Raw genomic sequence first — 1,131 nt, 5'->3', positions numbered from 1 at the left:
CTCCACCGATGCGGTGTTGATGCTGTCGGTGGCGCTGCGCACCTGGCCCACGGTCTGCACCAGGGCGTTTTTCATGGCATCCAGCGCGTTGAGCAAGTCGCCGAGTTCGTCCTTGCGATGGGACTGCACACGCTGCGTGAGATCGCCCTTCGCCACGGCGGTGGCCATCGCCACCGCCTCGCGCAGCGGCCCGGTGATCGAGCGGGTGATGCGCCAGGCCACCAGCACGGCCAGCAGCAGAGCCACCGTGGCCAGGGCCAGGATGGAAATCTCTTCCCGCAAGACCGTGGCCGCCGCCGCGGCCGAGGCGGCCGTCACCAGCTCGCGCTCGTGCTGCTGCAACACAGACATGCTCGCGATGTACCGCTCGACCGCAGGCACCAGCTCCGCGTCCAGCATGCGGTCCGCCTCGAAGCTGTCGCCACCGAGCAGGGTGGTGAAAAAGGTTTCGCGGATGCCGATGTATTCCTTGCGCCGCTTCGCGATATCGCCCAGCAAGGCCTTGCCCTGTTCACTGGTGATCTGCGCCTCCAGTGTCTTCTGCAGCTCGTTGATCCGCGCCGTGGTCTGGGCGATCAGCGGTTTGAAGTAGCTGTCCACGTCGGTGTGGTTGTTCGACTTCGCCAGCGCGATCACCCGGTTGGCATTCAGGCGGGTGCTGGCGAGCCATTCGTCGGTCACGGCCAGCCGGCGCTCCATGTCCATCAGGTTGGCGGTGGCCGCCGTGGACGCCTGCAGGCTGTACCAGGACAGGCCCGCCACCGCCACGAGCAGCGCCACCACACTGCCGAACCCCACTGAAAGCCGGTGACCGATCTTGAGCTGAGGGAATGACATGGCGGGTACCTGCGGACTTTGTGTGGGAAGAAATGGCAATCGGCTTGTGGGGCGCGTCTGCCGGAGTTCAGAAACTCTCCCACTCCCCCGCGTCGTTGGCGGGCGCGATGGCCTTGGCGACGGGGGCAGGGGTCGGGGTGGCCAGCCGCGGGCGCTGGGGCGCCATCGGCCGGGTCGGGGGTTGGGGCATGGTTGTGTTCTCGCGGGGGGCGGGCGCCACGGCCTTCGGGCTCGGCGCGGCCTTGGCGGGCCTGCTCGGCGCCGGGGTGGGCGCGGCGGCACCGGCGGCATCGA

General features: G+C 68.5%; 2 protein-coding genes. Both read right to left on the bottom strand.

Annotated features, from left to right (window positions below; all coding sequences use genetic code 11):
• Positions 1-837: HAMP domain-containing protein (locus HTA01S_RS24400; protein WP_169804812.1), on the bottom strand; the 837-nt coding region annotated here is incomplete at its 3' end.
• Between the two features lie 67 nt (positions 838-904).
• Positions 905-1,027, bottom strand: a complete 123-nt coding sequence (locus HTA01S_RS26205) for a hypothetical protein (RefSeq protein WP_281199654.1) — start codon at positions 1,025-1,027, stop codon at positions 905-907.
• Positions 1,028-1,131 lie beyond the last annotated feature (104 nt).

It is taken from the genome of Hydrogenophaga taeniospiralis CCUG 15921 (assembly GCF_001592305.1).
GTDB classification, from domain to species: Bacteria; Pseudomonadota; Gammaproteobacteria; order Burkholderiales; family Burkholderiaceae_C; genus Hydrogenophaga; species Hydrogenophaga taeniospiralis.
Note: the sequence above shows the minus strand (reverse complement) of the source record. Positions and strands in the feature narration are given on the sequence as shown.